We start from the raw sequence: 26,626 nt of genomic DNA, 5'->3' as shown, positions 1-26,626 counted from the left end.
GAACCGGCCCCCGCACCGCCCCGCACCGCCCCTCGGCGTTACCCGACGCGGCAACCCGCAGGGACAGGGGCGGACCGAGCCGCGTGCGGTTACGCTCAAGGGGCACCTTGATCAGATGGCACGTTGATCAGGTCCGGGCCGGCCCGGGAGGGCCGGGGGATGGGAGAGCCGATGCAGGGCCGACGCAGCAGTACGTTCACCCGGCTGCTCCGGCACGGCTTCACCGACCCCGCGGCGGCCGAGCGGCTGCTCGACGTGCCGGAGCTGTTCGCGGTCAGGTCGGACCCGGTGCTGCTGGAGGCGCTGGGGGCGACCGCCGACCCGGATCAGGCGCTGCTGGGACTGGTCCGCCTGGTCGAGTCGCTGGCGGCGGGGGAGCGGCGGGCGCTGCTCGACACGGTGACCACCGCCAAGCCGCTGCGGGACCGGCTGCTGGGGGTGCTGGGCGCCTCCGAGGCGCTGGGCGACCACCTGGCCAGGCATCCGGCTGACTGGCACGCGCTGGTGACGTACGAGGCGGCCGACCTGCACCCGGGCGTCGCCGACTTCGAACGCGGGCTCGCCGCCGCGACCGAACCCGACGCGCTGCGTGCCGCGTACCGCCGGTGCCTGCTGGGGATAGCCGCCCGTGACGTGTGCGGCACCAGCGACCTTGTGCGTACGGCCGCCGAGCTGGCCGACCTCGCGACGGCCACGCTGCGTTCCGCGCTGGCCATCGCCGCCGCCGAGAGCCCGCGGGACGCCGCGTCGGCGCGGCTGGCGGTGATCGGCATGGGCAAATGCGGCGGCCACGAGCTGAACTACGTCTCGGACGTCGATGTGATCTTCGTGGCGGAGCCCGCCGAGGGCGTCGAGGAGGTCGAGGCGGTCCGGGCGGCGACCCGGCTCGCGGCCCGGATGATGCGGGTGTGCTCGGACACCACCGTCGAGGGCACGATCTGGCCGGTCGACGCGAACCTGCGGCCCGAGGGCAAGAACGGCCCCCTGGTGCGTACGCTGTCCAGCCATCTGGCCTACTACGCCAGATGGGCGAAGACCTGGGAGTTCCAGGCGCTGCTCAAGGCCCGCCCGGTCGCGGGCGATCCGGCGCTCGGCGCGGAGTACGTCGCCGCGATCCGCCCGCTGGTGTGGCAGGCCGCCGAACGCGAGCACTTCGTGACCGATGTGCAGCAGATGCGCCGCCGGGTGGTGGACAACATCCCGGTCGCCCAGGTGGACCGGGAGCTCAAACTCGGCCCCGGCGGCCTGCGGGACGTGGAATTCGCCGTCCAGCTGCTCCAGTTGGTGCACGGCCGCACCGACACCTCGCTGCGCAGCAGTACCACGCTGACCGCGCTGGCCGAGCTGGCCGCCGGCGGCTACGTGGGCCGCGCCGACGCCGCCGCGCTGGACGCCGCGTACCGCTTCTTGCGCCTGATGGAGCACCGCATCCAGTTGCAGAAGATGCGCCGCACCCACCTCGTGCCCGACGACGAGGCGGGTCTGCGCCGCCTCGGCAGGGGCCTGGGCTTCCGCTCCGAGCCGGTGGTGAACCTGACCAGGGAGTGGAAGCGGCACGCCGTGGAGGTGCGGCGGCTGCACGAGAAGCTGTTCTACCGGCCGCTGCTGGAGTCCGTCGCGCAGCTCGGCACCGACGACACCCGGCTGAGCACCGACGCGGCCCGGCAGCGCCTCCAGGCGCTCGGGTACGCCGACCCGGCCGCGGCGATGCGCCACCTGGAGGCGCTGGCCAGCGGGGTCAGCCGCAAGGCGGCGATCCAGCGCACCCTGCTGCCGGTGCTGCTCGGCTGGTTCGCGGACTCCGCCGACCCGGACGCGGGCCTGCTGGGCTTCCGCAAGGTCTCCGACGCGCTCGGCAAGACGCCCTGGTATCTGCGGCTGCTGCGCGACGAGGGCGCCGCGGCCCAGCGGCTGGCCCGGGTGCTGTCGTCCGGGCGGCTCGCGCCCGACCTGCTGATGCGCGCCCCCGAGGCGGTCGCGGTGCTCGGCTCGGTCGACGGCGGCCTGGTGCCGCGCGACCACGACGCGCTCGAACAGGAGGTGCTGGAGGTGGTGAGCCGCGCGGGCGGCGCCGAGCAGGCCATCACCGCGGTCCGCGGGGTGCGCAGGCGGGAGCTGTTCCGTACGGCCGCGGCCGACCTCATCGACACCTACGGCGACGACATCGGCAACCCCGAGCGCCGGGTCGCTCCCGCGGACCTGGTCGACCGGGTCGGCTGCGCCGTCTTCAGCCTGACCTCGGCGACGGTGGCGGGCGCGCTGCGGGCCGCGGTCAACGCGGTGACCGGCAACGACGCCCGGCCGCTGCCGACGCGTTTCGCGGTGATCGGGATGGGCCGCTTCGGCGGCCGGGAGCTGGCCTACGGCTCGGACGCCGATGTGCTCTTCGTGCACGACCCGCACGACGGGGTCCCGCAGGAGGAGGCGGGCCGCGCCGCGCTGGCCGTCGCCGACGAGCTGCGCCGGCTGCTGCAGATCCCCACCGCCGACCCGCCGCTGCTGGTCGATGCCGACCTGCGCCCCGAGGGCAAGAGCGGCCCGCTGGTCCGCAGCCTGGCCTCCTACGCGGCCTACTACCGCCGGTGGTCGCTGGTGTGGGAGAGCCAGGCGCTGCTGCGGGCCACGCCGGTGGCCGGCGACCCGGACCTCGGGGCGCGCTTCGTCGAGCTGATCGACCCGATGCGCTACCCGGCGGACGGCCTGGACGACGAGGCGATACGCGAGATTCGGCGGCTCAAGGCGCGGATGGAGTCCGAACGCCTCCCGCGCGGCGCCGACCGCACCACCCACGCCAAGCTGGGCCGCGGCGGCCTGTCCGACGTCGAGTGGACCGTCCAGCTGCTCCAGCTCAAGCACGCGGGCCGGCTGCCCGAGCTGCGGACCACCGGCACCCGGCGGGCGCTGGCCGCGGCGACCGGGGCGGGGCTGATCGAGGCCGCGGACGCGGCCGTACTGGACGAGGCGTGGGTGCTGGCCACCCGGGTCCGCAACGCCGTGATGCTGGTACGCGGCCGGCCGGGCGACACCTTCCCGGGCGACGGCCGCGAGCTGTCCGCCGTCGGCCGCTACCTCGGCTTCCCGCCCGGCCACGTCGGCGACATGCTGGAGGACTACCGGCGGCGGACCCGGCGGGCCAGGGCCGTGGTGGACCGGCTGTTCTACGAGGGGTGAACGGGCCGGAGCGTCACGCCCGGGCGGAGCCGGCCGCCTCCTCCATGGCCAGCTCCCCTGACGCGTACTTCGGCAGGTCGTACACCCAGCGGCCGTAGATCACGTAGGCCACCGAATAGCCGACGCCCAGGCACACCGCGCCGCCGACCGCGTCCATCCAGAAGTGGTTGCCGGTGGAGATGATCACCAGCAGGGTCACCGCCGGGTACAGCCCGCCGAGGACGCGCGCCCACAGCGGTTTGGCCAGCGTCACGATGGTGATGCCGCACCACAGCGACCAGCCGATGTGCATCGACGGCATGGCCGCGTACTGGTTGGACACCTGGGCCAGGTCGCCCTGCGACATCGAGCCCCACGTGTGGTGCACCAGCACCGTGTCGATGAAGCCGCCGTTGGTCATCAGCCGCGGCGGGGCCAGCGGATACGCCCAGAAGCCGATCAGCGCGATCCAGGTGGTCATGAAGACCACCAGCCGGGCCGGGCCGTACCGCCCCGGGTGGTAGATGTACAGCCACACCAGCACGGCGACGGTGATGATGAAGTGCAGCGTGGCGTAGTAGTAGTTCATCCCCACGATCAGCCACGTCACCGAGTTCACGCCGTGGTTGACGCTGCGCTCGACTGCCAGGCCGACATGGTGCTCGAACGCCCAGATCGAGCGGGCGTGCCGCAGGGCGATCTCCCGCTTCTGCGGCACCGCGTTCCGGATCTGCGAGTACAGGGAGTAGCTGACGCCGATCAGCAGGATCTCGAACCACCATCTGGGGTGCCTCGGGGTGCGCAGCCGCTCCAGCAGCGTATGGGCGAGGCCCGGCAGACCGCCGCTCCCGCTTCTGCCGGAGAGGTGGGAGCCGGTGGAGCGCTGCACCGCGGCGGAGCGGCCATCTGTCTTATTCGTGGTCTTCGCCGTCGGTTCCCCCATAGGACACCAGTCTGCCAGAAGTGTCCCCTGTTGCCGATCAGGCCTCGGTCGGGTCGTGGGCCGTCCGGGTGGTCCTCGGCGCGGAAGGCCGGTCGGCCTGGGGGGCGTTCTGCCCGGTGGGACCGGCGGCGGTCGATCCGCGGACGACCAGCTCCGGCAGGAAGACGAATTCGCTGTGCGGGGCCGGAGTGCCGCCTATCTCCTCCAGCAGCGCGTTGACGGCCGCCTGGCCCATCGCCGTCACCGGCTGCCTGATGGTGGTCAGCGGCGGGTCGGTGAACGCGATCAGCGGCGAGTCGTCGAAGCCCACCACCGACACCTCGTCCGGCACCGAGAGCCCCAGCCGGCGGGCCGCGCGTATGGCGCCCAGCGCCATCATGTCCGAGGCGCAGACGACCGCCGTGCAGCCGTCGGATATCAGCGCCGACGCGGCGGCCTGGCCGCCCTCCAGGGTGAACAGCGAGTGCTGGACGAGCGAGTGCGCCTCGTCCTCGGCCATGCCGAGCACGTCGGCCATCGACGTCACGAAGCCCTCGATCTTCCTGCGCACCGGGACGAAACGCTTCTGCCCCACGGCCAGGCCGATCCTGCGGTGTCCCAGCGCCGCCAGATGGGTGACCGCCAGCCGCATCGCGCCCCGGTCGTCGGGCGATACGAAGGGCGCGTTGACCTTCTCCGTGAAGCCGTTGATCAGCACGAACGGCACGCCCTGGCCCTGAAGCCTGGCGTAGCGCTCCATGTCGGCGGTGCAGTCGGCGTGCAGCCCCGACACGAAGATGATCCCCGCCACCCCCCGCTCCACCAGCATCTCCACCAGCTCGTCCTCGGTGGAGCCGCCGGGCGTCTGGGTGGCGAGCACCGGGGTGTAGCCCTGCCGGGTCAGCGCCTGTCCGATGATCTGCGCGAAGGCCGGGAAGATCGGGTTGTCCAGCTCGGGCGTGATCAGCCCGACCAGGCCGGCGCTGCGCTGCCGCAGCCGGACCGGCCGTTCGTACCCCAGCAGGTCGAGCGCGGCCAGCACTGATTCGCGGGTGGTGGCGGAAACCCCGGGCTTGCCGTTGAGCACCCGGCTGACCGTCGCTTCGCTGACCCCCGCCTGGGCTGCGATGTCAGCGAGCCGTGCGGTCACAGCACCGGATGCTATTGGACGGAATGCCACCACGTCAGATCGCCCACCAAATTGCCGTGTCTGCGGCGATAGTGACGTCAATGCCGTCAACCTGGTCCAATGCGCCAGCCGTGGGAGCCGTCGCGGGCGGCTGCGCGGAACTGCTCAGCAGCGGGCGCCCGCCCGGCACCGTCAGTGTCGCCGGCTGCGAGGTCAGGTTGACCAGGCACAGGAAGGTGTCGCCCGCGCCGTCCCTGCGGAAGGCCAGCACCCCCTCGGGGGCCGGCAGCCACTGCACGGACCGGCCCGCGCCCAGCGCCGGCAGCTCCCGGCGCAGCGCCAGCGCCGCCCGGTACAGCTCCAGGGTCGAGGCCGGGTCGCCGGTCTGCGCCTCGATGCTGAGCCGCGCCCAGCTCGCCGGCTGCGGCAGCCAGCTCGGCCCGCCCGCGGGACCGAAGCCGTACGGCGGCTCCGCGCCCGACCACGGGATCGGCACCCGGCAGCCGTCCCGGAAGCCGTCCTGTCCGGCCGCCCGGAAGAACGACGGGTCCTGCCGCACCTCGTCCGGCAGGTCGGTGACGTCCGGCAGGCCCAGCTCCTCGCCCTGGTAGAGGTAGGCGGAGCCGGGCAGCGCCAGCATCAGCAGGGTGGCCGCCCGCGCCCTGCGCAGGCCCAGCTCCCGGTCGCCGGCCTCGCGCAGCTGTGTGCCGCCGGGAGGGTTGCCGAAGCGGGTGGTGTGCCGGGTCACGTCGTGGTTGGACAGCACCCAGGTGGCGGGCGCGCCGACCGCGCTCATCGCGGCCAGCGACTTGTCGATGACCCGGTGCAGCGCCGCCGCGTCCCACGGGGTGGCCAGGTACTCGAAGTTGAAGGCCTGGTGCAGCTCGTCGGGCCGCAGGTAGAGCGCGGCCCGCTCGATGGTCGGCGTCCACGCCTCGGCGACGCCGATCCGGTCGCCGGGGTATTCGTCCAGGATCCGCCGCCAGCCGCGGTAGATCTCGTGCACCCCGTCCTGGTCGAAGTACGGCATGGGCGAGCTGCCCAGCAGCGACAGCTGCTCGCTGTGCCCGATGTCGGGCAGCCCGGCGGCCTTGACCAGGCCGTGCGCCACGTCGATACGGAAGCCGTCGGCGCCCAGGTCCAGCCAGAAGCGCAGCACCGAGCGGAATTCCTCGTGCACCGCCGGGTGGTCCCAGTTGAAGTCCGGCTGCTCGGGCGCGAACAGGTGCAGGTACCACTCGCCCGGGGTGCCGTCCGGCTCGGTGGTCCTGGTCCAGGCGGGCCCGCCGAAGATGGACTCCCAGTCGTTGGGCGGCAGTTCGCCGGTCCCTCCCTTGCCGGCCCGGAAGTGGAAGCGGTCCCGCAGAGCGGAGCCGGGGCCGTCGCGCAGCGCCTGCTTGAACCACTCGTGCTGGTCGGAGCAGTGGTTGGGCACCAGGTCCACGATGACCCGCAGGTTCAGCGCGTGCGCGGTACGCACCAGGTCGTCGGCGTCGTTGAGGCTGCCGAACATCGGGTCGACCTCGCGGTAGTCCGCCACGTCGTAGCCGGCGTCCGCCTGCGGGGAGGCGTAGAAGGGCGACAGCCACACCGCGTCCACCCCGAGGTCCCGCAGATACGGCAGCCGGGCCGTGATGCCGGGCAGATCACCCATGCCGTCACCGTTTCCGTCGGCGAAGCTGCGCGGATAGACCTGGTAGATGACCGCGTCTCGCCACCAGTCTCTGTGCCCGGCGTCGGCAGCGGGAGCGGCGGCGGTGCGGGGCGCGTCGGAGAGGTGCTGGCTCATGGATTCCCTTATCGGGTGCGGGGGAACAACTGGTGGCATACGTGCGGGCGGTGCTGCGGGCGGTCAGCCCTTGGTGCCGCCGGCCGTCAGGCCGGTCACCAGGTGGCGCTGGACGAGCAGGAAGACGATCGTGGCGGGTATCGCGATCAGCACCGAGGCGGCGGTCATGCTGCCCCAGTCCGCGCGCTGGTCCGAGGCGAAGGTGCGGATGCCGACCGCGAGGGTGGAGTGGTCGCGGCCCATGAACTGCGCCGCGTAGGCGACTTCGCCCCAGGCGGTCAGGAAGCTGTAGAAGGCGGTGACGGCGAGCCCCGGGCGGGCAAGCGGCACGATCAGCCGCCAGAAGGTGCCGAACGGGGACAGCCCGTCCACCCGGCCGGCCTCGTCGATGTCGCGCGGGATGGTGTCGAAGTAGCCCTTGAGCATCCAGGCGCAGAAGGGCACCGCGATGGTGCAGTAGACCAGGATCAGGCCGAGGTAGCTGTCGATCAGGTCCAGCTGCGCCAGCAGGTTGTACAGCGGCACGATCAGCACGGCCATCGGGAACATCTGGGTGACCAGGAAGGTCCACATCAGCGACCGGTGGCCGGGGAAGCGCATCCGGGAGATCGCGTAGCCCGCGCTGGCGGAGATCAGCACGCCGAGCACGGTGGTGGCGCCGGCCACGATCACCGAGTTGAGGAACCACTTGGGGAAGCTGGTGTGCATCAGCACGAAGCGGTAGTTGCCCAGGCCCAGGTGCTTGAGCACTTCGTGCGGCTGCTGCCAGGAGGAGCTGGGGCCCAGCGAGATGAACAGGATCCACAGCACGGGGAAGACCGCGATGGCGCTCGCGGTGAGCAGGGTGGCGTGCAGGGCGACGGACGCGCCGCGGCTGCGCTCGCCCCGGCCGCGGGGCCTGGCCGCCGTCGTGGTCCGCGGGGTGATCGTGCTGGCGGCCTGGCCGCTGTGGGTGGTGGCACTCATGGTGATCCGGCTCCTAGGCCTGCTCGGACTTCAACTGGCGGCGGTAGAAGGTGGAGAAGGCCACGAGGATGAGGAGGATGACGATTCCGTAGGTGGCTGCCGCGGAATAATCGGACACTCCGGTGAACGCCTTCTCGTAGGCGTATGTCACCAGGATGTCGGTGTCGCCCGTGGTGTTGTTGCCCAGCAGCAGGTAGATGATCGCGAACATGTTGAACGTCCAGACGGTGCTGAGCAGCACCACCGTGCTGGTGACCGGGCGCAGCCCGGGGACGGTGACGTTGGTGAACCGCTGGAGCGGCGAGGCGCCGTCCATCTCGGCGGCCTCGTACAGCTCGCCGGGTATCGCCTGGAGACCGCCGAGCAGGGCGACCATCATGAACGGCACACCGACCCAGATGTTCACCATGATCACCGCGATCTTCTGCGACAGCGGTGTGCCGAGCCAGTCCTGCGCGGGCAGTCCGACGCTGGTGATGATGTCGTTGAAGACGCCGTACTGCGAGTTGAGCATCAGCCGCCAGGCGAAGACGCCGATGAAGGCCGGCACCGCCCAGGGCAGGATCAGGCAGAGCCGGTAGAACAGCCGGAACCTCACCTTGCGGTTGAGCAGCATCGCCATCGCGAGCCCGATGGCGTAGGTGACGGCCACGCAGCAGACCGTCCAGATGACCGTCCACTCGAAGCGCGGGTAGAAGTCGCCGTCCTTGCCCGACAGCACCTGCCAGTAGTTGTGCAGGCCCACGAAGTGGTAGCTGGCGCCGATGTGGACCGGGCCGATGTCCTTGGCGACATTGGTCTCGTTGGCATTGGTCAGCGACAGGTACGTGCCGTAGCCGAGCGGGTAGAACACCAGGACGGCCAGCACGATCACGACCGGGGCGACCATCGCCCAGGCGTACCAGTGCCGGTCCCAGGAGCGCCTGATGGTGGTCATCAGGCCGGGCCGCGGCTCGCGCGGCGGGCGGGCGGCCGTGCCCGGGGCGGGGTCGTCCATGGTGGCGGTGGTCATCGCTCCTCGGCTCTTTCGTCTCTGCCGGCTACGGCTACGGCTGGCGGCGGGTGGCTACGGCTGGTCGGCGGTCGGCGGTCGGCGGCCGGCGGTCGGCGGCCCGCGGGGGAGCGCGGGGCGCCGGTGACCGGACCGGCCGGCCGGGCGCGTGGACCCCGTACGCCCTGCGGCGGGCGGGGTCCCGGCCGGCCGGCCCGGAACTTGGGACCGGCTACTGCACGCTGTAGCCGGGCAGCAGCTTGCCGAACTCCTTGGCCGCCGCGTCCAGGCCCGACTGGACCGAGGACTTGCCCTGGAGGATCTTGATGTACTCCTGCTGGAGCGGCGTGAACAGGCTGCCCACCTGCGGCAGCGCGACCCGCGGCCGGGCGGTGTCCATGATCGGCTTGAAGCCGGCGATCGTCTGGTTCTTGAGCACCTCGGCGGTGTACGCGGAGGTCCTGGTCGGCAGGGTGCCGTTCTTCAGCGCGATCGTCTGCTGGCTGGCCGACGAGGTCATGAACTGCGTGAACAGGTAGGACGCGTCGAGGTTCTTCGAGCCCTGGTAGACCGCCAGGTCGTGGCCGCCGGTCGGCGCCAGCGCCTTGCCGGTGGTGCCGGCCGGCACCGGGGCGTACCCGAGGTTGGCCTCCTTGCCCTGGAAGGCGGACCCGGTCAGGTCGTCGCCCACCGACCACGGCCCCTGGATCAGCATGGCGACCTTGCCGGTCTTGAAGGAGGTCTGCATGTTGTCGTAAGCGCTGGCGAAGTCGACCTTGAGCGAGGAGGTGTCGTAGACCTTCTTCGCCTCGGTGACCGCTTTGGCGGCCTCCGGCGAGTTGATCGTGATCTTCTTGGCGGTCGGGTCCGCCAGGTCCGCGCCCTCGCCGAACAGCAGCGGGAAGAGGAAGTAGGAGTCGGGGTTGACGTAGGTGCCCGCGACACCCGGCACCTTCGCCTTGATGGTCGCGGAGTCGGCGATCAACTCGTCCCATGTGGCCGGGGGCTTGGTGATGCCGGCCTTGGCGAAGATGTCCTTGTTGTAGAGCAGCCCGAGGGTGTCGGTCACCGACGGCACGCCGTAGGACTTGCCCTCGTACTTGGTGGTGTCCAGCGGGCCCGCCACGAAGTCCTGCATGTCGGTCAGCGCCGCGGTGCCGTCCAGCGGGGCGATGTAGTGCAGGGAGGCGTATTCGGGGATCAGCCCGACGTCGGTCCGCACCACGTCCGGCGCGCCCTTGCCGCTCTGCGCCGCCGCCTTGAACTTCTGCTCCACGGTGGTGAAGTCGACGTTCTGGTAATTGACCTTGATCTTGGGGTACTTCGCCTCGAAGTCCTTGATGAGGGCCTGGTAGGTCGGGGCCTCGTTCTTGGCGTCCGAGGTGTCCCAGTAGGTGATCGTCCCGGACACCGCGGCCGGGTCCTTGGCCGCCGTCCCCTTGTCGCTCTTGTCGTCGCTACCACTACCGCCACAGGCGGTGACCCCGAGAACGATGGCCGCGGCCATCGCCACGGCGGATATGCCGCGTCGCATACCTGACTCCTTGAAGAGGGAAGTGCCCGTTCGCCCTGGCCAGGCTGGCTGCCGGCCGCTGTCGTCCCAACGGGCCGCTCGGGCTGGGCAGGAACGTAACAGCGATGTAATGCCTTGCGAAAGAGGCTGCAAGAAACTTTCCGCAAGATCCTTCATCCGTGACATCTCCGTTATCCGGGCGTGTCGTCGCGGCGACGCGGAAGTGGCCGAAACGGCCCGTTCCGTTGTGCGAACTGGGCGGGGAGCGACGGCGGATGGCGCGATCGTCGCGGAAAGTGCTTACAGAGTCTTGCTGCAACGGCCCTCGCGGGGATACGTTCCCGCTCAGCTTCGGCACCGACGCCGCAGTGGCGACCGGTTCATGCGCGTGGACCCGGGCGCGAGGCTGTCCCCAGCAAGGAGAACCGCCCGTGGCCCTGGAGTTCAGGCTGCCCGTGTTCAGGACGCGGCGCCGTGCCCGGCGCGTCGCCGCCGCCACCGCCTTCGCGGCGCTGGCCGTATTCGTCCAGCCGGCCTACGCGCACGGCGCGCCCCGGCCGCCCGCCCCGCCGTCCGACCGGGCGCTCGCCGGGCAGGCCGCCCGGCACGACGCCACACGCGAGCAGTTCTACTTCGTGATGCCGGACCGGTTTGCGAACGGCGATAAGGCCAACGACCGCGGCGGGCTGACCGGCAGCCGGCTCAGCACCGGCTACGACCCCACGGACAAGGGCTTCTACCAGGGCGGCGACCTCAAGGGCCTCACGCAGAAGCTGGATTACATCAAGGGTCTGGGCACCACCGCGATCTGGATGGCGCCGATCTTCAAGAACCAGCCCGTGCAGGGCACCGGCGCCGACGCGTCGGCCGGCTACCACGGCTACTGGATCACCGACTTCACTCAGGTGGACCCGCACTTCGGCACCAACGACGACCTGGAGAAGCTGATATCCGCGGCCCACGCCAAGGGTATGAAGATCTTCTTCGACGTCATCACCAACCACACCGCCGACGTGATCGGCAACACCGACAACACCTACAGCTACCTGTCCAAGGGCGCCTTCCCCTACCTGTCGGCCGACGGCACCCCCTTCGACGACGACAGCCACGCCGACGGCGCCACCGCCTTCCCGAAGGTCAACGCCGCGTCCTTCCCGCGCACTCCCACCGTGCCCGCCGCCGCGCGCGACACCAAGGTCCCGGCCTGGCTCAACGATCCGACGATGTACCACAACCGCGGCGACTCCACCTTCGCCGGCGAGAGCGCCGACCAGGGCGACTTCACCGGGCTCGACGACCTGTGGACCCAGCGGCCCGAGGTCGTGCGCGGCATGGAGCAGATCTACGAGAAGTGGGTCAGGGACTTCGCGGTCGACGGCTTCCGCATCGACACCGTCAAGAACGTCGACCTGCCGTTCTGGACCCAGTGGGCGACCGCGCTGGACACCTACGCGGCACAGCACGGCCGGAAGAACTTCTTCATGTTCGGCGAGACCTACGACGCCGACCCGGCCGTCACCTCGCCGTACGTCACCCAGGGCCGGCTCGACGCGACGCTGGACTTCCCGTTCCAGGACGCCGCCCGCGGCTACGCCTCGCAGGGCGCCGCGCCCGCCAAGCTCGCCGCGGTCTACGGGCAGGACTACCGCTACACCACCGACAAGGCGAACGCGTACGAGCAGGTCACCTTCCTCGGCAACCACGACATGGGCCGCATCGGCAGCTTCCTCGCCCAGGACAACCCGGGCGCGAGCGACGCGGAACTGCTCAAGCGCGACGAGCTGGCCAACGCGGTGATGTTCCTCGGCCGCGGCAATCCGGTGGTCTACTACGGCGACGAGCAGGGCTTCACCGGCGCCGCCGGCGGCGACAAGAACGCCCGGCAGACGATGTTCGCCTCCCAGGTAGCCGACTACCTCGACGACGACGAGATCGGCACCGCCCGCACCGCCGCGTCCGACGCCTACGACCCGCAGCACCCCCTCTACCGGGCGATCGCCACGCTGTCGCAGCTCACCAAGGACCACCCGGCGCTGCGGGACGGCGTACAGACCGAGCGGTACGCGGCCCCCGGCAGCGGCCCCGGCGTCTACGCCTACTCCCGCACCGACGCCGCGACCCGCGACGACTACCTCGTCGCCGTCAACAACGCCACCACCGCCCGGACCGTGACCGTGCCGTCCGGCAACACCGCGGGCGCCGCCTACCAGGCGATCCACGGCTCCACCGGCACCACCGCCACCGCCGCCGACGGCACGCTCACCGTCACCGTGCCGCCGCTCCAGGCCGTCGTCCTGCACGCGGCCAAGCCGCTGCCCGCGCCCGCCGCGGCACCGCACCTCACCCTGACCCCGCCCGCGTCCGGCGCGACCGGCACCGTCGAGCTGTCCGCCGACGTCACCGGCGGCAGCCTGAACCGGGTCGTCTTCGCCGCCCAGGCCGGCAACGCGCCCTGGAAGGTGCTCGGCTCCGCCGACCACGCCCCCTACAAGGTCACCCAGACGCTCACCGGGGCGGCCGGAACACCCGTGCGCTACAAGGCCGTCGTGGTCGACGCCGCCGGACGCACCGGCGCGGCGACCGCCGCCACCGTGACCGGCACGCCGCCCGTCACCGCGCCCCCGACCGCGGTCAGCCACGACTACGCGGTCGTCCACTACCAGCGGACCGGGTCCGACTACGCCGACTGGGGCCTCTACGCCTGGGGCGACCTCGCCGACGGCGAAGCCACCACCTGGCCGGCCGGACACCCCTTCACCGGCCGCGACGCCTACGGCGCCTTCGCCTATGTGAAGCTCAGGCCCGGCGCGTCCAGCGTCGGCTTCATCGTGGTGAACAAGGACGGCGTCAAGGACACCGACGGCGACCGCACCATCGACCTGAGCGCCTCGGGCGAGGTCTGGATCAAGCAGGGCAGCCCGGACGTGGCCGCCACCGCCCCGGCCGGCGCCTACCCGCCGCAGGACACCACGAAGGCCGTCCTGCACTACCACCGCTCCGACGGCAACTACACCGGCTGGGGCCTGCACGTCTGGAACGGCGCCGCCAGCCCCACCGACTGGACCACGCCCCTCCAGCCGGCCCGTACCGACTCCTACGGGGCCGTCTACGAGGTCCCGCTCGCGGCCGGCGCCACCTCGCTCAGCTACATCCTGCACAACGGCGACACCAAGGACCTGCCCAGCGACCAGTCACTCGACCTCACCGGCACGGGCCACGAGGTGTGGCTGCTGGACGCCACCCCCGCCTACCTGCTGCCGCAGCCGCAGGGCAGCGGCGCCGACCTGGACCTGGGCAAGGCGCAGGCGCAGTGGATCGACCGCGACACCGTCGCCTGGCAGACCGGCGCCCCCTCGCTGTCCCAGCAGCTCGTCTACGCCCCCGGCGGCGGCATCACCGTCAAGGACGGCGCCCTGTCGAGCGAGGGCCGCTGGCTGCGGCTGCGGAAGGCCGCCGGAGGGCTGACCGCCGCGCAGCTCGCGAAATTCCCCCAGCTGAAGGGATACACGGCCTTCACCGTCGACCCGCGCGACCGCGGCCGGGTCCGCGAGGCCCTGCGGGGACAGCTCATCGCCACCCAACGGGCCGCGAACGGCGCCCTGCTGGCCGCGACCGGTGTGCAGACCCAGGGCGTCCTGGACGACCTGTACGCGGGCAGCGCCCAACGAGCCGCCCTCGGACCGGTGTTCAGTCACGGCAGGCCCAGCCTGTCGGTGTGGGCGCCGACCGCGCACAGCGTCTCGGTGGAGATCGGCGGCCACCGCGTCCCCATGGAGGAGAACGCCGCGAGCGGCGTCTGGTCGGTCACCGGCATCCCCGCGTGGACCGGGAAGCCCTACCTCTACGACGTGACCGTCTGGGCGCCCAGCGTGCAGAGCCTCGTCGTCAACAAGGTCACCGACCCCTACTCGGCGGCACTCACCGCCGACTCGAAGCAGAGCCTGCTGGTGAACCTGGACGACCCGAAGCTCGCCCCCAAGGGCTGGGCGCAGGAACGCAAGCCGGCCGCCGTGCCGATGAGCCGCGCCGAGATCCAGGAGCTGCACATCCGGGACTTCTCCGTCGCCGACACCACCGTCCCGGCCGCCGACCGCGGCACCTACGCCGCCTTCACCGACACCTCCTCGGCCGGCATGACCCATCTGCGCGACCTCGCACGGGCCGGCGTCAACTACGTGCACCTGCTGCCCGCGTTCGACTTCGCGACCGTGCCCGAGCGGACCGCCGACCGCACCTCACCCGCCTGCGAACTGGCCTCCTACGGTCCGGCCAGCGACAGGCAACAGGCCTGCGTCACCGCCCAGCAGGCCACTGACGCCTACAACTGGGGCTACGACCCCTACCACTTCACCGTGCCCGAGGGCTCCTACGCCAAGGACCCGGACGGCGCCGGGCGCACGACGGAATTCCGGCAGATGGTGCAGGGGCTCAACAGCAGCGGGTTGCGGGTGGTGATGGACATGGTCTACAACCACACCTCCGCCGCCGGGCAGGCCGACACCTCCGTGCTCGACAGGATCGTGCCCGGCTACTACCAGCGGCTCATGCCGGACGGCTCGGTCGCCACCTCCACCTGCTGCGCGGGCACCGCGCCCGAGAACGCCATGATGGGCAAGCTGGTCGTGGACTCGATCGTCACCTGGGCCAAGGAGTACAAGGTCGACGGCTTCCGCTTCGACCTCATGGGCCACCACCCCAAGGCCAACATGCTCGCCGTCCGCAAGGCCCTCGACGCGCTCACCGTCCAGAAGGACGGCGTCGACGGCAGGAAGATCATCCTCTACGGCGAGGGCTGGAACTTCGGCGAGGTCGCCGACAACGCGCGCTTCGAACAGGCCACCCAGGCCAACATGGCGGGCACCGGCATCGCCACCTTCTCCGACCGGGCACGCGACGCGGTACGCGGCGGCAGCCCCTTCGACGCCGACCCCGGCGTCCAGGGCTTCGCCTCCGGCCTCTACACCGACCCCAACTCCTCGACGGCCAACGGCACCCCTGCCGAGCAGAAGGCCAGGCTGCTGCACTACCAGGACCTCATCAAGGTCGGACTCACCGGAAACCTGCGGCAGTTCAGCTTCACCGACTCGGCCGGCAAGCAGGTCACCGGCGCCGAGATCGACTACAACGGGGCCCCCGCCGGATACGCCGACGCGCCCGGCGACGCCCTCGCGTACGCCGACGCGCACGACAATGAATCGCTGTACGACGCGCTCACCTACAAGCTCCCGGCCGGCACCTCGGCCGCGGACCGGGCGCGTATGCAGGTCATCGCGGAGGCCACGGCGGCGCTCTCCCAGGGACCCGCGCTCGCCCAGGCAGGTTCCGACCTGCTGCGGTCCAAGTCGCTCGACCGGAACTCCTTCGACTCCGGCGACTGGTTCAACGCGATCCACTGGTCGTGCGCGCAGGGCAACGGGATCGGCCGCGGGTTGCCGCCGGCGGCCGACAACCGAGACAAGTGGCCCTACGCCACACCGCTGTTGACCGACCCGGACGCGGCGCCCGGGTGCGCCGAGATCACCGGCGCGTCCGCCGCGTACCAGGACCTGCTGCGGATCCGCACCGCCGAGCCGGCCTTCCACCTGGCAACCTCCGGCCAGGTGCAGCGGGAGGTGGGCTTCCCCCTGTCCGGGGCGGCGGAGACGCCGGGCGTCATCACGATGACGCTGGGTGAGCTGGTCGTCGTCTTCAACGCGACGCCTGGCACGCAGACGCAGCGGGTGAGCGCGCTTGCGGGTACGCCGTACGCGCTGCACCCGCTCCAGGCCGCGGGGGCGGACCCGGTCGTCAAGTCGGCGGCCTACGCTGCCGCGAGCGGTACGTTCACCGTCCCGGCCCGCACGGTGGCGGTTTTCACCGCCTGATCCGGGGGTCCCCGGGGGGCTGCCCCTCCCGGCGGCCCCGGGGCCCTGCCCCGGTGGCGGGTCGGCCGCGCAGTTCCCGCGCCCCTGTGGGGCTCGTCCTCTTGCGCAGAGGGCGAGCCACCGTGGGCGCGGGGGACTGCGCGCCCGGCCGCGGTGAAAGCGGCACTGCGAACACCACAGGGCATCGCAGCCACCCGGCGGGATCAGTCGCCGCTCAGCGGGTGGAGGGTGGCGCCCGAGCGCAGCCGGGCGCTCAGCGTCGCCCGGGTCCCGCGAGGCGCGGGCACCGCGAGGAACCGTCCCGACGCACCGGCTGTGAAGCCGCTCGCTGAGATCGACACCACGTCGCGGCTGCCCGCCGCCAGCAGATACCAGTTCCCGGCGGGGGACTGCCACATCACCCCGGCCATGACCTGCTGCCCGAAGCGGCTGCACGCGCTCCCGTCGACCTGCTGGCCGGCCGGCGTGCCCGGCGCCCCGGCCGCGACGCCCGGCGGCACGAACTGGACCGTCGCGCGGCCCGGCCCGCGCCACGTGTCGGCCCGGTCGCAGGTCCACGCGGCGGACCCGGCGCTCTCGGGGAGCACCGTATGGGCGAACTCCCAGTCGTTGACCGACCGCACACCCTGGCCGCGCAGCTCGCCGAGCCGGCACGCGCTGTGCGCCCAACTGACCAGCGCCTGCGCCCCGGTGGCCTCGCGCGGGGCGCGGGCGTCGACACCGGGGACGGGCGGCGGGGTGAAGGTCAGATGCACCGGGCTGATGTCGCCGAGGTCGGTGAGCAGGAGGGAGCGCTTCTCCACGATCCGTGTGGAGGTCCGCAGTTGCAGCACCGGCCAGTCCGTACCGCACGTGCCGGCCGCGCTCCCGGCTCCCGGCATGCGCACCGGGTCCGTGGTGCCGTCGGCGGCCACGCGCAGCGCCGCGCCCGGCTGTTCGGGGCGCAGCAGGTCGCGGGTCTCGGCCCCGGCGATCCAAGGGGCCGTAAGGAAGCGGGTGTTGCCGTCGACCCGGTCGATGACGACCGCCGCGGCCGTCGTGAGGTCGGCGTCGGCGACCTGTGCGAAGTCCAGGGCCGCCACGCCGCCGCCCCCGCCGCGGGCCTGGGCGTACCGGACCAGCCGCAGCCCGTCGTAGAAGATCACCACCGTGGCACTGTCGACGTCCCCGGCGTAGAGGAGCTGCGGCGGCTGGACCGGCGCCGTCCGCGGGGTGCCGGGGGTCGCGTTGACCTGGACGGACGCCGCCGGGTTGGCCCACACCGCGAGGGCGCGGGTGAGCAGCGTGCGGTCGGTGGCCCGGTTGCCGCGCGCGGGCCAGGCGGTGAAGTCGAGCCGGGCGGTGGTGGTCCACGCCTGCGGCCTGGCCTGGACGAGCGCGTCCGGGTCGAGGGCCTTCGCCACGGCCGCCGCGGCGTCCGGCGACCCGGCGGCGCCGTACGGCTCGGGCGAACCGCCGGACGTCGACACGACCAGCAGCACCGCGCCGACCGCGACCGCCGCGAGCCCGGCGAGCCCGGCCTTGGCGCGCTGCCGCCGCCGCAGCAGGTCGGTGGGCCGCACATGCACCATGCAGGGGTCGAACTCGCCCGCCGCCAGCAGGTGGTGGTCGCTCTCGATGTCCACCGCCGCCCGTACCGCGCCGCGCGGGTCGGTGGCGCCCGCGGCCGCCAGCACGTCCCGGGCCGCCTGCTCGTCCAGCCCTTCGACGCCCAGCAGCGCGTACGCGGCCCGTGCCGCCCCCGGCAGCGTGGCGAGCGCCCGGTCCAGGGCGAGTTCCGCGCTGCCGCCGGCCTGCGGGTGCAGCCGTACACCCACCACCTGCGGCAGCCCCGCGACGGTCAGCGCGCTGCGTACCCGCCCCGACTGCCGCCCCTGGGCCAGCGCCTGGCGCAGCACCTCGCGGCGCAACTGCGCGTACGGCCCCTCGCCGCCCTGCGAGGTCAGGACGACACGCAGTGAGCGCTGGGCGACCCCGTGCGCGATGAGTACACGGCGGTGCCGGCCGGTCGTGGCGGGCAGCGCCAGGTACGCCAGCCGCACCAGCCGGGGGTAATGCTCGATCAGTGCCGCCTCGGCCTCTGCCATCGGGACGTGCCGTGCGGACTTCTTCGCGGACGGGGACGGGGCATGTGACGGTCGGCTCTTCACTCTGCGTCAAACGAGTGGCGCCGGTGATGGTCACTGACAGTGCCCAGCGCAAGAAAGTGCGCCCGTCGCGGTGACGGGCGCACTTCACGACCGCGGGGAGGCGGTTGGCGCGTGGGCGCGGGCCCTGCGGATCAGACCAGGCCGGCCTTCTCCAGCGCGGCGCCGCAGGTGTCCACGATCAGCCGCGTGACGACGTAGGGGTCGACGTTGGCGTTCGGGCGCCGGTCCTCGATGTAGCCCTTCTGGTCCACCTCGACCTGCCACGGGATACGCACCGACGCGCCGCGGTTGGAGACGCCGTAGCTGTACTCGTTCCACGGGGCGGTCTCGTGCGCGCCGGTGAGGCGGCCCTCGACGCCGGCGCCGTAGTGCTTGATGTGCTCCAGCGGCTTGTCGTCGCGGCCCAGCGACTCGGCGGCCTCGATGATCGCCGCGTAGTTCTCGCGCATCGCCTTGGTGGAGAAGTTCGTGTGCGCGCCCGCGCCGTTCCAGTCGCCCTTGGCGGGCTTGGGGTCCAGGGTCGCGGAGACACCGAAGTCCTCGGCGGTGCGGTAGAGCAGCCAGCGCGCCACCCACAGGTGGTCCGAGACCTCCAGCGGGCTGAGCGGGCCGACCTGGAACTCCCACTGGCCGGGCATGACTTCGGCGTTGATGCCGGAGATGCCGATACCGGCCGCCAGGCAGTTCTCCAGGTGCTTCTCGACGACCGGGCGGCCGAAGATCTCGTCGGCGCCGACACCGCAGTAGTAACCGCCCTGCGGGGCGGGGAAGCCGTTTTCCGGGAAGCCCAGCGGGCGCGAGCCCTGGAAGAAGGTGTACTCCTGCTCGATGCCGAACAGCGACTCCTGGTCGGCGAACTTCTCGGCGACCTCGCGCAGCGGGGCACGGGTGTTGGACTCGTGCGGGGTGCCGTCGATGTTGAAGACCTCGCACATGACCAGGACGTCGTCACCACCGCGGATCGGGTCCGGGAACGACGCGACCGGCTTGAGTACCCGGTCCGAGGCGTGGCCCTCGGCCTGGTTGGTGCTCGATCCGTCGAAACCCCAGATCGGAAGCTCCGCGCCGTCGGCCAGGATCCGCGTCTTCGAACGGAGCTTCGCGGTCGGCGTGGTGCCGTCTATCCAGATGTACTCAGCCTTGTAGGTCACGGTGACGCCATCCTTAACGAACGTGTTCGCGGGTGCGGCCGAGCTGCGCTGATCGGGCCGAAGGCAGCGTCGCAAGGAGGGTTTTCCCAAGCGTTGCCCCTGTGTTAACGGGACGTAACCGCCGGTCGCAGCCGCCCCACGGTCCCACGTGGGACGCCTGCCCCCTCCCGGACCTGCCGGGATAGGGTCCGGACCATGCCGCATACCACCGTGGAATACTCCGGAACGCTTGCCGAAGCGTTCGACCGGCCCGCTTTCGGCAAGGACTTGCACGAAGCCCTGGTGACGATCGCCGGCGGCTGCAAGACCCGTTTCGTACGCCATGACGACCTCTGGATCGCCGACGGTTCGCCGTACCACGCGATGATCCACGCCGAGATGTCGCTGCTGTCGGGACGCAGCGCGGAGACCAGGCGCGCGCTCACCGGGGCGGTGCTCGCCGCCCTGCGGCAGCACACCGCGCCCACCCCGCAGTACGAGGTGCAGTTCTCGGTCGACCTGCGCGACCTGGACCGCGACGCGTACGTGGGCCACGTCGACGCGCGGACCGCGTCATGAGCGCGCTGCGGGTCGGACTGCTCGGCACCGGACCGTGGGCGCGGCTCGCGCACGGACCCGCGCTGGCCGCGCATCCCGACGTCGAGTTCACCGGGGTGTGGGGCCGCAGGCCGGAGGCCGCCGCCGAGGTCGCCGACCTCTTCGGGACCCGCGCCTACCCGGACCCCGACGCGCTGATCGCCGACGTCGACGCGGTGGCCATCGCCCTGCCGCCCGCCCTCCAGGCGCCGCTGGCAGCCCGTGCGGCCCGCGCCGGGCGGCACCTGCTGCTCGACAAGCCGCTGGCCGCCACGGTGGAGCACGCCCGCGAGGTGGTCGCGGCGGTCGAAGCGGCCGGGGTGCGCTCGGTGGTCTTCTTCACGCTGCGCTTCGACGCGGCCGGCGCCGAGTGGATCGGCCGGCAGGCCGCGGCCGGCGGCTGGTACACCGGCCGCGCCGACTGGTACGGCGCCGTGTTCGGGGGCGACGACAGCCCCTTCACCGACTCGCCCTGGCGGCGCGAGAAGGGCGGCCTGTGGGACGTCGGCCCGCACGCCCTGTCCGTCCTGCTGCCGGTGCTCGGCGACGTCACCGCCATCGCCGCCGCCCGCGGCCCGGGCGACACCGTCCACCTCACGCTGCGCCACGACAGCGGCGCGTCGAGCACGTCCGCACTCACGCTCACCGCTCCGCCGGCCGGCGCGGGAGTGGCCGTCGAATTCCGCGGCGCCCAGGGCGTCGCGACCTACCCCGACGATCTTGCAGGACCGGCCACCGCCGCTTTCGCCCGGGCTATCGACGCCCTGGTCTCCGACGGCCCCCACCCGTGCGACGCCCGCTTCGGCCTCCGCGTCACCGAAATCCTCGCCACGGCGGAATCCCTGCTCCCCTGACCCCGCGCGTGGCGGCCCGCCCGCTCAGAGGCGCGGGGAACCGCGCGCGCAGCCACGACGCGGGGGAAGGAAGCCCCGCCACGGCAAGTGGCTCCGCCCCCAGAGGCGCGGAGGACCACGGCCCGGGGAGGGAAACACCGCCACGGCAAGTGGCACCCCCGTGGGCGCCCCGGCGCACCGGTCCACGAAAGGAGTACCCCCGCGCGGGAAGAAAGCCGCCCGGCGGCAACTTGTAGCGCTCATGAAGGCGATCACTTACAAGACCAACGGCCCCGCCGACGTCATGGCGCTGACCGACCGCGCGGTCCCCACCCCCGGTGAGGGCGAAGTGCGCGTCGCCGTCAGGGTGTCGGGCGTGAACCCGACCGACTGGAAATCCCGCCAGTACAGCACCCCGCAGAGCGACCAGGTACCGAACCAGGACGGTTCCGGCGTGATCGACGCGGTCGGCCCCGGCGTCCCCGACGCCAGGATCGGCGAGCGGGTGTGGCTGTGGGAGGCCGCGTGGGGCCGCGCCGACGGCACCGCGCAGGAGTACGTCACGCTGCCGGCGAGGCAGGCGGTGCCGCTGCCCGAGCACGCGTCGTTCGACCTCGGCGCGAGCCTGGGCATCCCGGCGCTGACCGCGCACCGCACGCTGACCGTCGCGGACGGCGGCCCCGAGCGCCTCGCGCCGGGCGCGCTGGCCGGCCGTACGGTACTGGTCGCGGGCGGCGCGGGCGCGGTCGGCAACGCGGCGATCCAGCTGGCCCGCTGGGCGGGCGCGACCGTGATCACCACGGTCAGCGGACCGGAGAAGGGCGAACTGGCGAAGGCCGCGGGAGCCCGGCACGTGGTCGACTACCGCGCGCAGGACGCCGCCGCCGAGATCCGCCGGATCGCCCCGGACGGGGTGAACATCGTGGTGGAGGTCGCCCCGGCTGCCAACGCCGCCCTGGACGCGGCGGTGGTGGCCCCGGACGCGGTGGTGGCCTTCTACGCGGAGGACTCGGACACGGTCCAGGTGCCCGCGCGGCCCTCGATGCTCGTCAACGTGCGCTGGCAGGGCGTGCTGGTCTATACGGTCCCGGCGGTTGCGAAGGACCACGCGGTCGCCGCGGTCGCGGCGGCCGTGGCGGACGGCGCCATCGGGGTCGGCGAGGCCGCGGGCCTCCCGCTGCACCGCTTCCCGCTGGCCCGCACCGGCGACGCCCACGACGCCGTCCAGCAGTCCGCGATCGGCAAGGTCCTGATCGACGTCGCCCCCTGACCCGGCCGTTACCCCCCGGCCCGCGCCCCGTCCGGCGTCACGGAGCGTACGGGCCGGCGGGGCGGACCGGGCCGCCGGGGATCACGGGTAGAGGGCCTTCACGGCGGCCGCGGCCGCGTCCTCCACCTTGTCGATACCCGACTGCTCGGACTTGTTGCCCGAGGAGAGTACGCAGACCAGCAGCGTACGGCCCTTGTAGTCGACCTCGCCGATGCTGTTGATGTCCCACAGGCCGGTGGCGGTGCGCTGGAGCCAGCCGTTCTTCAGCGCGAAGCCGCTGCTGTCCTCGTCGGCCGCCGACACGCCCCACTGCTGGCCCTTGGTGACCGTGTGCATGAGGCCGGTGATGTAGGAGCGGGACGCCGAGGACAGCGGCGAGTCGTCGCCGAACACCGCCCGCAGCAGCGCGAGCTGGTCGGCCGGGGTGGTCTGGGTGAGCCCCCACAGGTCGGCCGAGCCGCCCGACGTGTGGTGCAGCCCCAGCGTGCTGTTGGCCGCGTCGAGCCCGGCCCTGCGCCCTATGGCGTTCCACAGGGCGGTCGCCGCGGTGTTGTCGCTCTGCTGGATCATCACGGCGGCCTGCGACTTCTCGGCCGAGGTCATCTTGGTCCCGGCGTGCTGGTGCCGGAGCAGCAGCGTGGCCAGGATGTCGACCTTGACGATGCTCGCGGTGTCGTACGGGGTCGAGCCGTCCGCGTACGACGCGCCGGTGTCCGCGTCGTCCAGGTCGGTCACCGCGACCGACAGCCGTCCCCTGCTGCCCGCCGACAGCGTTTTGACCGCCGTGGCGAGCCGGACCTTGGCGTCGGCCGACGACGTCTCCGGCTTCTTCACCGGCGTGGTGGAAGGACTGGGGGACGGCGGCGCGGCGGTGGCCGCGGTGGTGCTCGCCGGGGGAGAGCTGCCCGCCGCGTCCTGGGCTTTCGCGTCGCTGGTGCCCGCGGAGTCCGCATGCCCCTTGGCCGAGGGCGACCTGGCGACGAACGCCAGGGTGATCAGCCCGATGACGGCCAGGACGGCCGCCGACACGACCGCCGGGCGACGCCACCACGGCGGTCTTCGCCGCCGCCGATGGGAACGGGAGCGCGTGCTGCCGTGCTCCCCGCCCGCTGGTCCTGATGCATGCGTCATGCACCAGACCGTATGAGCGGAATATTTCATTCTCCTAAGATTTTCATACCAAGTTGGCTGAGTGACGTGTTTTCCGCAGGCCAGGCTGTCAAGGAGCACTGAGCGCTTCTTGCGTGACTTCTGTCAAATATTTCGCCTGATGCGCGATCTATTGCGGAGACGTAACCGCGTCGTTACGATCCCCGCACCAGACTTCCGGTCCGCTGCCGTAGACCGATCGGCCGCGTGACGGCGGGAGTTGACAGCCGATCGGAGGAGTCCAGATGGGTGTCACACGCCGGGCGCTACTACAGGCCGCCATTGCGGTGACCGCAGCCGGAACGGTGGGGGCCACGCAGACCGCGCTGGCCGGCGGCGCCGCTGCCGCAAGCCCGCCGGGGGACGTTGTGGGCAAGGTCACTGTGGGGTATCAGGGGTGGTTCGCGTGCATTGGTGATGGTGCGCCCATCAATGCGTGGTGGCACTGGAGCGCCAACTCCAGCCAGCCGCCGTCGCCGTCCAACACCGGCATCGTGGCCTGGCCCGACGTACGCGAGTACACCAGGACGTACCCGACCGCGTACGCGGCGCTCGGCAACGGGCAGCCGGCCGCGCTGTTCTCGTCGTACGACCAGCAGACCGTCGACACCCACTTCCTGTGGATGCAGCAGAACAACATCGACACCGCCGCCCTCCAGCGCTTCAACCCCGTCGGCGGCGAGGGGCCGACCCGGGACGCGATGGCGGCGAAGGTGCGCAGCGCGGCCGAGGCGCACAGCCGGAAGTTCTACATCATGTACGACGTCACCGACTGGACGAACATGCAGTCGGAGATCAAGACCGACTGGACCAGCAAGATGAAGGCGCACACCGCCTCGTCGGCGTACGCCACCCAGAACGGCAAGCCGGTGGTGTGCATCTGGGGATTCGGCTTCAGCGACGACAAGCGCCCCTTCGCCCCCGCGCCCTGCCTGGACGTCGTCAACTGGTTCAAGTCGCAGGGCTGTTACGTCATCGGCGGGGTGCCGACCTGGTGGCGCACCGGCGACCGGGACTCGCGCGCCGGGTTCTCCGACGTCTACCACGCCTTCAACATGATCTCGCCGTGGATGGTCGGCCGGATCGGGAACGTCGCGGACGCCGACAACTTCTACAACGTGGCCACCGTGCCCGACCTGGCGGAGTGCGCGGCCCACGGCATCGACTACCAGCCGTGCGTCCTGCCCGGCGCGGTCACCCTGCGGCAGCGCGCACACGGCGACTTCATGTGGCGGCAGTTCTACAACATGGTCCGCGCCGGGGTGCAGGGCGTCTACATCTCGATGTTCGACGAGTACAACGAGGGCAACCAGATCGCCAAGACCGCCGAGTCCCAGGCGTGGGTGCCCACCAACTCCGGCTTCCTGGCGCTGGACGAGGACGGTACGGCCTGCTCGTCGGACTACTACCTGCGGCTGACCGGCGACGGCGGCCGGATGCTCAAGGGGCAGCTCGCGCTCACCGCCACCCGCCCCACCCAGCCGCTGGTCGGAAGCGGCGGCGACACCACCGCGCCGAGCGTCCCCGGCGCGCTGCACTCCACCGCCCACACCGACACCACTGTCGCCCTCGCCTGGAACGCGGCCACCGACAACGTAGGCGTCCTGGCCTACCGGGTGCTCCGGGTCAGCGGCGGCAGCAGCACGCAGGTCGGCAGCACCGGCAACACCGCCTTCACCGTCACCGGCCTGACGCCGTCCACCGCCTACACCTTCGACGTGGTGGCGGTCGACGCGGCCGGCAACGCCTCGCAGCCCTCCAACCAGGTCAGCGTCACCACCAGCGCCAGTTCGGGCACCACCGACCTGGCCCTGCACAAGCCGACCTCGGAGAGCGGCCACACCCAGAGCTACGGCTCGGGCAACGTCGTCGACGGCGACCAGAACACGTACTGGGAGAGCATCAACAACGCCTTCCCGCAGTGGATCCAGGTGGACCTCGGCAGCACCACCACGGTCAAGCGGATCGTGGTCGACCTGCCGCCGGCCACCGCGTGGACCACCCGCAGCCAGACCATCGCGGTCCAGGGCAGCACCGACGGCAACAGCTTCACCTCGCTGCTGTCCGGCGCTGCCTACACCTTCAACCCGGCGAGCGGCAACACCGCGACGCTCACCCTGCCGAGCGCGGCGTCCGTCCGCTACGTCCGGCTGGTCTTCACCGCCAACAGCGGCTGGCCCGCGGGCCAGGCGTCCGGGGTGCACATCTTCTCCTCCTGACCCGGCGCGCCCCGGGGCAGCAGCGGCGGTACGGCGGAGACACCATCCCCCGGCCGTACCGCCGCGCGCGGCCCGCCGATATCCGGGTCAGCGCAGGATGCCCGCCGCCCTCGCGGACTTGAGCCAGGACGGGAACTCGGTGAGGATCCGGTCGTACAGCTCCGCGTCCGACAGCGTGGCGATGTCGTCCACGGCGAAGAAGCCGACGTTGTCCACCCGCCGCCCGCCCATCGTGTCGAAGCGCTCGAGGATGCCGTAGTTCGACCGGCCCAGGCCCACGAACTGCCAGAAGACCGGCTCCTCGACCGCCGCCCGCAGCTGCTGCTCGATCTCCGCGTTGCGGTGCACACCGCCGTCGGAGAAGAACAGCACGAAGGTCGGGTCCTGCGACGGCGCGGCCCGGACGAAGTCGCGGACCTGCGCGATGACCTTCTGCTCCTCGTTCTGGATGCCCACTGCGGCCATGTCGACCTGGCCCGGCTGGAGTCCGCGCGGGTGCTTTCTGCGCCGGCCGAACAGCGAGAGTTCGCCGATCCGTACGTGCAGCGCGATCCAGCCGGGCAGGTCGCCCAGACCCAGCGGCGGCAGCCGGGCCGGGTTGCTGGCGAACGTCCAGGCCTGCATCGTGCCGTCGGCGGCCAACTGCGCGGCGACCGCGGCCATCCGCTCCACCACACCGGCGACCACACCGCCCGCGTACAGCTTCGCCATAGAGCCGGACGCGTCCAGCACCAGCACGATCCGCGCGGTGGCGCCCTCGGCGCCGTGCTTGCGCAGGCTCACCGCGACCTGCTCCTTGCGCAGCGACAGCCGCTTGCGCATGTCGACGGGCAGGTTCTCCTCGCCCTTGACCAGGCGCGGGGCGCCGCCCGCCGGCGCGGGGGCGCCGTACCCCGTGCCCGGCGGGGGCGGCAGCGGCGCCGGAGGGCCGGTGGGCGCCGGTGCCGGATACGC

General features: G+C 72.0%; 16 protein-coding genes. 6 read left to right on the top strand and 10 right to left on the bottom strand.

Features of this window, described 5'->3' with window-relative positions:
• Positions 1-159: 159 nt before the first annotated feature.
• Complete coding sequence (locus V7E46_RS18615; RefSeq protein ID WP_333769462.1) at positions 160-3,171, top strand: bifunctional [glutamine synthetase] adenylyltransferase/[glutamine synthetase]-adenylyl-L-tyrosine phosphorylase; 3,012 nt, start codon at positions 160-162, stop codon at positions 3,169-3,171.
• A 13-nt stretch (positions 3,172-3,184) separates the two neighbouring features.
• Here V7E46_RS18615 and V7E46_RS18610 read toward each other — a convergent pair whose 3' ends face one another.
• The 6 genes from V7E46_RS18610 to V7E46_RS18585 all read right to left on the bottom strand — a co-directional run bounded on the left by V7E46_RS18610 (position 3,185) and on the right by V7E46_RS18585 (position 10,481).
• A complete protein-coding gene (locus V7E46_RS18610) occupies positions 3,185-4,093 on the bottom strand; it encodes a phosphatase PAP2 family protein (RefSeq protein WP_333769461.1) in 909 nt (302 codons plus the stop codon).
• A gap of 37 nt (positions 4,094-4,130) precedes the next feature.
• Positions 4,131-5,222 carry a LacI family DNA-binding transcriptional regulator gene (locus V7E46_RS18605; RefSeq protein ID WP_333769460.1) on the bottom strand — a complete coding sequence of 364 codons (1,092 nt, stop codon included), beginning with the start codon at positions 5,220-5,222 and terminating at the stop codon, positions 4,131-4,133.
• A 34-nt stretch (positions 5,223-5,256) separates the two neighbouring features.
• Positions 5,257-6,990, bottom strand: coding sequence for a glycoside hydrolase family 13 protein (locus tag V7E46_RS18600; RefSeq protein ID WP_333769459.1), 1,734 nt, complete (start codon positions 6,988-6,990; stop codon positions 5,257-5,259).
• Between the two features lie 63 nt (positions 6,991-7,053).
• Complete coding sequence (locus tag V7E46_RS18595; RefSeq protein ID WP_333769458.1) at positions 7,054-7,956, bottom strand: sugar ABC transporter permease; 903 nt, start codon at positions 7,954-7,956, stop codon at positions 7,054-7,056.
• 13 nt (positions 7,957-7,969) lie between these two features.
• Entirely contained in the window at positions 7,970-8,968 is a 999-nt protein-coding gene (locus tag V7E46_RS18590; protein WP_443054235.1) for a carbohydrate ABC transporter permease, read from the bottom strand.
• A 211-nt stretch (positions 8,969-9,179) separates the two neighbouring features.
• Entirely contained in the window at positions 9,180-10,481 is a 1,302-nt protein-coding gene (locus V7E46_RS18585; protein WP_333769457.1) for an extracellular solute-binding protein, read from the bottom strand.
• A gap of 410 nt (positions 10,482-10,891) precedes the next feature.
• Here V7E46_RS18585 and pulA point away from each other — a divergent pair, with 410 nt between their 5' ends.
• Positions 10,892-16,324: a pullulanase-type alpha-1,6-glucosidase gene (gene pulA / locus V7E46_RS18580; protein ID WP_443054234.1), complete on the top strand. Its 5,433-nt coding sequence runs from the start codon at positions 10,892-10,894 to the stop codon at positions 16,322-16,324.
• A 203-nt stretch (positions 16,325-16,527) separates the two neighbouring features.
• Here pulA and V7E46_RS18575 read toward each other — a convergent pair whose 3' ends face one another.
• Entirely contained in the window at positions 16,528-18,411 is a 1,884-nt protein-coding gene (locus tag V7E46_RS18575) for a hypothetical protein (protein ID WP_333769456.1), read from the bottom strand.
• 194 nt (positions 18,412-18,605) lie between these two features.
• Positions 18,606-19,625, bottom strand: a complete 1,020-nt coding sequence (gene glnII, locus V7E46_RS18570; protein ID WP_329179584.1) for a glutamine synthetase — start codon at positions 19,623-19,625, stop codon at positions 18,606-18,608.
• Between the two features lie 195 nt (positions 19,626-19,820).
• Here glnII and V7E46_RS18565 point away from each other — a divergent pair, with 195 nt between their 5' ends.
• From V7E46_RS18565 to V7E46_RS18555, 3 genes are all read left to right on the top strand, one after another.
• The gene (locus V7E46_RS18565) at positions 19,821-20,183 is read left to right on the top strand and encodes a 5-carboxymethyl-2-hydroxymuconate Delta-isomerase (protein ID WP_333769455.1); all 363 of its coding nucleotides are present in this window, start codon (positions 19,821-19,823) and stop codon (positions 20,181-20,183) included.
• Between the two features lie 5 nt (positions 20,184-20,188).
• The gene (locus V7E46_RS18560; RefSeq protein ID WP_333769463.1) at positions 20,189-21,055 is read left to right on the top strand and encodes a Gfo/Idh/MocA family protein; all 867 of its coding nucleotides are present in this window, start codon (positions 20,189-20,191) and stop codon (positions 21,053-21,055) included.
• A 241-nt stretch (positions 21,056-21,296) separates the two neighbouring features.
• On the top strand, positions 21,297-22,304 hold the full coding sequence (locus tag V7E46_RS18555) for an NADPH:quinone reductase (RefSeq protein ID WP_333769454.1): 1,008 nt from the start codon (positions 21,297-21,299) through the stop codon (positions 22,302-22,304).
• 81 nt (positions 22,305-22,385) lie between these two features.
• Here the strand turns inward: V7E46_RS18555 and V7E46_RS18550 are convergent, their stop codons facing one another.
• Positions 22,386-23,333, bottom strand: coding sequence for a serine hydrolase (locus tag V7E46_RS18550; protein WP_333769451.1), 948 nt, complete (start codon positions 23,331-23,333; stop codon positions 22,386-22,388).
• 365 nt (positions 23,334-23,698) lie between these two features.
• On the opposite strand from V7E46_RS18550, the gene V7E46_RS18545 reads away from it, so the two are divergent.
• A complete protein-coding gene (locus V7E46_RS18545; RefSeq protein ID WP_333769449.1) occupies positions 23,699-25,672 on the top strand; it encodes a discoidin domain-containing protein in 1,974 nt (657 codons plus the stop codon).
• An 87-nt stretch (positions 25,673-25,759) separates the two neighbouring features.
• On the opposite strand, the gene V7E46_RS18540 is transcribed toward V7E46_RS18545, so the two are convergent.
• Positions 25,760-26,626 (bottom strand): vWA domain-containing protein (locus V7E46_RS18540; RefSeq protein ID WP_333769447.1); only part of this gene is annotated, 867 nt, incomplete at its 5' end.

The sequence above is a fragment of the Streptomyces sp. IBSBF 2435 genome (assembly GCF_036815005.1).
Classification (GTDB): domain Bacteria; phylum Actinomycetota; class Actinomycetes; order Streptomycetales; family Streptomycetaceae; genus Actinacidiphila.
Note: the sequence above shows the minus strand (reverse complement) of the source record. Positions and strands in the feature narration are given on the sequence as shown.